Source organism: Micromonospora sp. NPDC005686 (assembly GCF_042871665.1).
In the GTDB taxonomy this organism is placed as follows: domain Bacteria; phylum Actinomycetota; class Actinomycetes; order Mycobacteriales; family Micromonosporaceae; genus Micromonospora.
On record NZ_JBIAIY010000025.1, the window covers coordinates 1 to 6824 of the forward strand.

Sequence of the window (6824 nt, forward strand, 5' to 3'; positions counted from 1 at the left end):
GACTGCTGTCCTACCGGGAGCTTCGTCCTATCTGGAGCAGCGACACGCCGCTGAGCGCCTGCTCAGGAGCCCTTGATCACGATGAAAATGGCTCAGTAGTTTCCGCAGCGCCGCCGGTTGACCCAGTAGGCCGATCGCCGTCAATGACTGCTCGCACTGGTTTGTGTCGAGGAGCCATGATTGGCTGCCTTCATGCCGAGCGACATCACGAGTGGCGTGCTCACACTCGCCGGGACCATCGTTGGCGGGTTGATCACCGTCGCCGGCACCTACGGGACCGTCAGTGCTCAGCGAAGCAGGTCCAGCAGGCGCGCCGCGATCAGGTCACCGATGCCCGGCGGCAGGCATGGGTGACGTATCTGACGAGACTCGATACTTTTCTCGATCACGCGAGGGAGTTGGTCGTCGCCATGGACGGCGACGATCAGGGAAACGCTATCAAGGATCTGCACGAGCGTTATGCCGACGAGTGGCTGGCGTTCATCGCTACCAACGCTGCCGTCCAGATAGCAGGCCCGAAGGTGGTGGCCGAACGGGCTGGTGCGCTGAAGATCGCGGCCGGCAACTGGAGTGACGCGGTCGACGCCCGGTATCAACGAGGGAAGTGGGGGCGCGGACGCGAGGATGCGTGGGAGGCAGTCACAAGAGCTCGAAGCGCCTTTGTCGAAGCCACACAGAGCGACTACGGCCCCTGAGCCGATGGCAGCCAGCGTAAGTGGTCAAGCAAGGTGGCGTGGCAGTGATAGGGCCAGGGCCGCAGACACGACGCCCGAAATGCTCGCTGACGCCGATCGGGCGAGGACTTGACCTGCGGTGACGCGGTCGAGCGGTGCGGCGCGACCTCCCAGAGAAGACTGGTGAGGTCAGTGTTGGCTGCTCACCGCCTGCCCACTGCCGGCTTGTCGTCCTGGGCCCGCCGAATCCAGTCTCAGGGGCGATCCTGCATCGGCGTGCGGGGCTGAATCTGCCACGGCGGAGCTGGTAGAGATTCCCGCAGTTGAGACTCGAATCCCACCGACAGCCATCTGACCAGGGCTTCCTGAACGGTGACCATCTCGGCAGGGCTCAAGTGGACGCTCCTATGGCGCGTCAAGTGGCTGGGGTGGGCTTTCGAGGCGTCGGTAGAGGTCTCTTGCGATGTATCGCTTGAGGCAGCGTTTGATCTCTCGGTCGGTTTTGCCTTGGGCGCGGCGGCGGTCGGCGTAGGCGCGGGTGGGTTCGTCGTAGCGCAGTCGGGACAGGGCGACGGTGTGCAGGGCGCGGTTGAGTTGCCGGTCGCCTGAGGGGTTGAGCCGGTAGCGGATGGTTTTGCCGGATGAAGCAGGGATCGGGGCGGCGCCGGCGAGCATGGCGAACGCGGCGTCGTTGCGGCAGCGTCCGGGGTGGGACCAGGCGGTCAGGACGGTGGCGGCGACGATGGGTCCGACGCCGGTGAGGTCGAGCAGGTCGGGGCGCCAGGAGCGCACGATCATACGGATGGCTGTCTCGTGGCTGGCTGCCTCCGTTTCCAAGGTCCGGATGCGTCGGGCGAGATCACGTAACACCGCCAGCGCGGTGGCGGCCTCGATGTCGCCACCGGCCGTGGTCGGTCGCAGCCGGCCGGCCGTGGTGATCATCGTTCGGGTGCGCTGCCCGCGAAAGCGGGTTCGCACCGCTTCGGGAGCGGTGATGACCATCGCGTGCAGCTGCCGCTGGGCGGCGGTGGCAGCCTCGACGGCCGCCCGGCGGGCGGTCAGCCGCATCTGCAGCGCTGCCCGCTGAGGCCCGGTCTTGGGCTGCGTCAGCCGGGTGCGGGCCAAGGCATCACGGGCGGCGCGTTCGGCGTCGATCGGGTCGGACTTCGCCCCGGCCCGGCGAGTCGGCCGCTTGGGGCGGTCCAGCTCGACAACCAGCTCACCGGCGGCTCTGGCACAGATTCTGTGATTGATCTTGGCGGCGGCTCACGAGTTGGTCAGGACGCGTTTGCGCAGTAGGTCGAGGTTCGCCCGGCCATACATCTGCCGCTTGATCGTCTTGATGCGGTTGACCTGGCCCTCGACCGGACCTGAACTCCATGGCTGGGCGAGGCCGGCGACGACGGCGTCGCGGTCGCCGACAAGACCGGCGGCGAAGCCGCGGATCTCGGGGTATCCGGCGTGACGGGCGCGGTCGATCCAGGCGTCAAGGTGCTGACCGGTGCCTTGGTGGCGGACCAGCGCGGCGAACCCGCGGGCGAGGCCGGCGACGGTGTCGAGGTCCGGGCAGCGTCGGCGGGCGTCGGCGAGATCGGCGTGTTCGTCGTCGGTGAGTTTGTGGCCGGGTCGCATGATCCAGGCGGTGATCCGCCGGGCCGACGGCACCCGGACTGCAGTCGGCGCGGTGGGTCGGGTGCGGTTGATGGTGAGCCAGTCCCGCAGCACCCGCAAGCTGCCCTGGTAGCCGCGGGCCAGGATCTCGGCGTGCAGGTCAGCGGTCTGGTGGACGCCGTCGGTAAGGCGTTGACGCAGGTAGAAGTGGAACGGGGCGAGGACGCTGGGTCGGCTGCTGGCGTTCGGGCCAATCAACGCCTCGGCGGTGGCGGCGTGGGCGTACTTGCGGGCGGTTCTGACGTTCATGTCGAGGCGGCGGGCCGTCGCGCTGATCGACAGCCCTTCGGCTCGCAGGGCGTGCACAGCCGCGTGTCGTTGACGGGTGTTCGCCGCCCGACGCCCCGCCCCGCTCGGTTCGTCGGCCAGCGCGGCCAGGGCAGATGTTGGTTCGGCGTGGGTGCGGAGGCATCGGCGGTGCCCGCGGATGACCTTCTCGACGGTGTCGCTGAGGTTCTTCAACAGGTGCCACCGGTCGGCGACCTGGATCGCGTCAGGTGCTCCCTTGCGGGCGCCGTCGGCATAGCTGCCGCCTCGATCGCGGCAGATGATCTGAACACCAGGGTGCTCGCGCAGCCACGCGGCAAGGGTGTCGGCGGTGCGGTCGGGCAGAACCTCGATCGGCCGGCGAGTGTGCATGTCGAGCAGCACCGTCGCATATCGGTGCCCTCGGCGGCGGGCGAAGTCGTCCACGCCCAGCACCGTCGGCGTTATTGGCGGCGGGTCGGGCATCCGGCGGATCATCCGGATCAACGTGGAGCGGGACACCGACACCGCCAACCGATGCGCCAACCTGCTGCCCGGTCGACCGCCCAATGCCACCGCGACGGCCTCGAGGTCACCGGCCGCCATGACGGTGTGACGGGCATGCCGACGAGTCAGACCGGGAACCTGCTCAACGAAGGTCCGCCGCCTGCATTCGGTGTTCACGCAGGTGAAACGGCGGACCGTCAACGCGACCAGCACCTCGTGACCACCTAACCTGACATCGGCCAGCCGCCGCACATAGCGACCATGCCTTGTGGTCGACCAGGTGCTGCAGGTGCCACACCGCGCCCGCACAGTCTGCGTCGCCGCGTCGATCCTGACCCCGACGCCCCGGATCACCACCGCCTCCAACCGCAGGCCCGTCAGGTGCGGCAGCAACGCCGGAATGATCTCCATCCCGGCACCCAACCCGAACTACCGACGAGCGCGACTCACAAAATGTGTGCCAGAGCCAAAGTTCAGCCGGCGTTGACACGGACGCCGACTGAGGTTCCCCCCGGGATGTGGACACCGGGTTATGCCGCGATCTGTTGCAGCGTAGTCGGTGCGAGGGTCTGTTCGTAGTTGGTGGGGCTGAGGTAGCCGAGTGCGGAGTGGCGGCGTCGGTGGTTGTAGAAGGCGATCCAGCGGAACACGTCGCGGCGGGCGTCGGTCTCGGTGGCCCACTGTCGGTGGTCGACGTCGAGTTCGCGTTTGAGGGTGGCGAAGAACGCCTCGGCCAGGGCGTTGTCGTACGACGAGCCGATGCGCCCCATCGAGCGGCGCACGCCGTGGCGGCGGCAGGCGTCGGCGAAGTCGCTACTGCCGTATTGACTTCCGCGGTCGCTGTGGAAGATCACCCCGTCGACCCGGCCGCCGCGGGCGGCGACAGCCGCGTCGAGGGCGTCGATGACCAGTTCCGCGCGCATGTGGGTGTTGATCGACCAGCCGATCAGCCGGCGGGTGGCGATGTCGATGACCGTGGCCAGGTAGAGCCAGCCGGTCCCGACGCGTAGGTAGGTGATGTCGCCGCACCACCGCTGGTCCGGTGCGGCGGCGGTGAAGTCCCGGCCGATCAGGTCCGGCACCGGCGCAGCGGTCGGATCCGGGATGGTGGTGCGTTTGCGGCGGCGCAGGTGCCGGCCCACCACGTCGCGTTGCCGCATGATCCGCTCGACCCGCTTGCGGTTGACACGCACACCCCGCTCGTGCAGCTCGACGGCCACCCGAGGAGATCCGTAGGTGCCGCCGGAGTCGGCGTGCACTCGGCTGATCTGCTCGGCGAGGGCGTCCTCGGCGGCGGCGCGTGCCTGCCGGGCCGGCTCGCTGGCGCTCCAGCGGTAGAACCCGGAGCGGGAGACCGCCAGGACCCGGCACAGCCGCTTGACGCCGAACACGGCGCGGTGGGTGGAGATGAACCGGAAGCGGCTGGTCACCGATCCATCTCCTTGGCGAAATAGGCGGCTGCCTTGCGCAGGATCTCCTTCTCCTGCCGCAACTCCGCCACCTCACGCCGCAGCCGGGCGATCTCGGCGTCCTTGTCCGCCACCGACAACCCGTCCCCACCCGAGGCGGTCGCAGCGGCCCCGGTCCGGCGTTCGGCGGCGCGGACCCAGTTCCGCAGCGTCTCATGACTCATCCCGAGCTCACGAGCCACCTGGTTGATCGGCCGCTGCGACGAACGGACCAGGTCGACCGCGTCACGCCGGAACTCTTCCGTGTACTTCGATGGACGCCCCAACGGGGACACCCCTTCCTCTGGACCAACATCCAGTCTCAGGGTGTCCACATCTCAGGGGGAAGCCCACCCGCACCGCCGACCGAGAGCAACGCCAGTCCCCGGCCACCATGAACGATGTTCTACTTGAACTCGGGGTACGCGGCTGCTTGGGCTTCGATGTCGTGCCACTGCCGACTGACGAGCGCAAGCTCGGCTTCATGAGATCGTTCGAATTCCGCAACCGATGGGGCTACGGCGTTGAGCGCTGCCTCGTATGCCGGCTGTCGGCAGTCGGCATCCAGACGTGCGGCTGCCCGTTCCGTCTGTACAACGGCAGACCAGTTTGAACTCGGCGCTTGGCCAGGCGTCGGCGGCTGAGCGTCTCCCATGCGTGTCAGGACCAGCTTGACTAGCTCGTCGTGGCTGTTGACCTTGAAGCCACCCTGGGCCATGCAGGTTGGGTACTGTTTGCCAGCAGCTTTTACCACGGCTGCCTTGGACGCGTCCGTCAGCATCTGGTTGTACTTCTCGGCTAAGGAGTGGTAGCTCGACGGAAAGTTGACCTCAGGGGTGTTGCGTGGGATGCAGGTGGTGAGGCTTTGTTGAAACTTCTCCTGGTCTTCCGGATCTAGGTTGCGATAGCTGGCGCTCGGCCCTGTATCGCCCTTGTTCGGGCCTTTCAATTCGGCGGTGTCGGTGATTCCCAGACGATCTTCGTTGATGGGGGCCAACCACTGTCCTGTGCCGATTCCCATGTGAATGACTGTGCGTCCGCGATATGGGTCCAGGAAGGGCGGGGGTTCGTAGGTGAAGCCTGCGTCTTTCATGCAGTCGCGAATGCCGTCTTGGTACGCGTGGTATTGCAGAACTTCGCCGGCCGTGCGTTGTCTGGGTGTCCCGCCGATTCGTTGGGACAGGAGGTCCAGCCGTTCGGATGTGACGGCAGGGTCGGCGGCTACCTGTTCGGCCGGCCGCGCGCAGCTCGCGACGGAGGTGATCAGCAGAAGGCCGATCATGGGGGATGCCAGAGTTGATCGACTCCGGGTAGTCATTCTCCGCAAGGTCATCACCTTAGCAATTCGGATTCGTGGGCGGGCCGCCAGTCCAATATTCTACGCCGCTCGATGTCCGCTTCCAGTATCGGATCGAGCAGTTGTACTGATTCATCACCACGTTGATGCTCGCGATCGATATCGTTGATCCCGCTGCATTAACAAGGTATGACGTTGAGGTGGTGTTGTTGTTGGGGCCGTATGCGCCGCCGGCCTTCTGCATTCCTGCGACCGAGTTGCTTTCCGTCACAACGTCCCCGTACATCGAGTAGTTGCTTACGCATGTCCGCGCACCTCTGGAGTCGTAATGACTCGAACCCTCGGGCGTGGTCCAGTCGAACCAGGAGTCTAGGCAGTAGCCGGATGGGAGGTTCGCGCTGAGGATCGCGTTCACATACATTTTCTTGGTAGAGGAACTCCAGTACTGCTGCGACTGGCGGTGGCTCGTGTAAACGTTCTGGGTGGAATTCCCTGACGGCACGTTCGCGTAACCCGCCGTGGGGGCGATGGTCAATGTCAGGGCAGCGCCCAGGGATGCGGCCACACCCGCCCGCAGGCCAACTCGCATTGATCCTCCTTCGATATCGAGGGATGCGATTCTATCGGAGGGTCTGACTGCGGTCGGTGCCCGACCGTCAATAATCAACTAATGAGCCATTTTCATCGTGATCAAGGGCTCCTGAGCAGGCGCTCAGCGGCGTGTCGCTGCTCCAGATAGGACGAAGCTCCCGGTAGGACAGCAGTCGACCAAGACGCACTGCCCAGCACAGGAGCTTCGTTGCTGACCTATCCTGCCAGCATCCCGCTGTCCACGCGCAGCCTGACCCGCCTGACCGAGCTGATCCGCGACCGCCGACGTGCGCTCTGAGCCACCCCCGCTTTCATGGAGCTTCTTGACCATGGTCTGATGGCCGTGGGGGAGGAAGTCGTCCGTGGCAGCACCGAAGAAGTACCCCGATG

At 66.2% G+C, this 6824-nt stretch carries 6 protein-coding genes; 1 reads left to right on the forward strand and 5 read right to left on the reverse strand.

Going from position 1 to position 6824, the window contains the following annotated elements; translation table 11 throughout:
• The first annotated feature begins 350 nt into the window (after nucleotides 1-350).
• On the forward strand, nucleotides 351-695 hold the full coding sequence (locus ACFYON_RS28915; RefSeq protein WP_354874720.1) for a hypothetical protein: 345 nt from the start codon (nucleotides 351-353) through the stop codon (nucleotides 693-695).
• Nucleotides 696-1079: 384 nt separating this feature from the next.
• Here the strand turns inward: ACFYON_RS28915 and ACFYON_RS28920 are convergent, their stop codons facing one another.
• The 5 genes from ACFYON_RS28920 to ACFYON_RS28940 all read right to left on the reverse strand — a co-directional run bounded on the left by ACFYON_RS28920 (nucleotide 1080) and on the right by ACFYON_RS28940 (nucleotide 6432).
• Nucleotides 1080-1742, reverse strand: a complete 663-nt coding sequence (locus ACFYON_RS28920) for a transposase (RefSeq protein WP_354874719.1) — start codon at nucleotides 1740-1742, stop codon at nucleotides 1080-1082.
• 198 nt (nucleotides 1743-1940) lie between these two features.
• On the reverse strand, nucleotides 1941-3509 hold the full coding sequence (locus ACFYON_RS28925; protein ID WP_387190924.1) for an ISL3 family transposase: 1569 nt from the start codon (nucleotides 3507-3509) through the stop codon (nucleotides 1941-1943).
• A gap of 119 nt (nucleotides 3510-3628) precedes the next feature.
• Nucleotides 3629-4833 (reverse strand): IS3 family transposase gene (locus tag ACFYON_RS28930; protein ID WP_387189103.1). Its coding sequence is split into 2 segments (ribosomal slippage): nucleotides 3629-4599 and nucleotides 4599-4833, totalling 1206 coding nucleotides; the frame shifts between segments, so codons are not numbered across the junction.
• A 119-nt stretch (nucleotides 4834-4952) separates the two neighbouring features.
• Nucleotides 4953-5828, reverse strand: a complete 876-nt coding sequence (locus tag ACFYON_RS28935) for a hypothetical protein (RefSeq protein WP_135241006.1) — start codon at nucleotides 5826-5828, stop codon at nucleotides 4953-4955.
• 55 nt (nucleotides 5829-5883) lie between these two features.
• Nucleotides 5884-6432: a hypothetical protein gene (locus ACFYON_RS28940; RefSeq protein ID WP_355097531.1), complete on the reverse strand. Its 549-nt coding sequence runs from the start codon at nucleotides 6430-6432 to the stop codon at nucleotides 5884-5886.
• Nucleotides 6433-6824 lie beyond the last annotated feature (392 nt).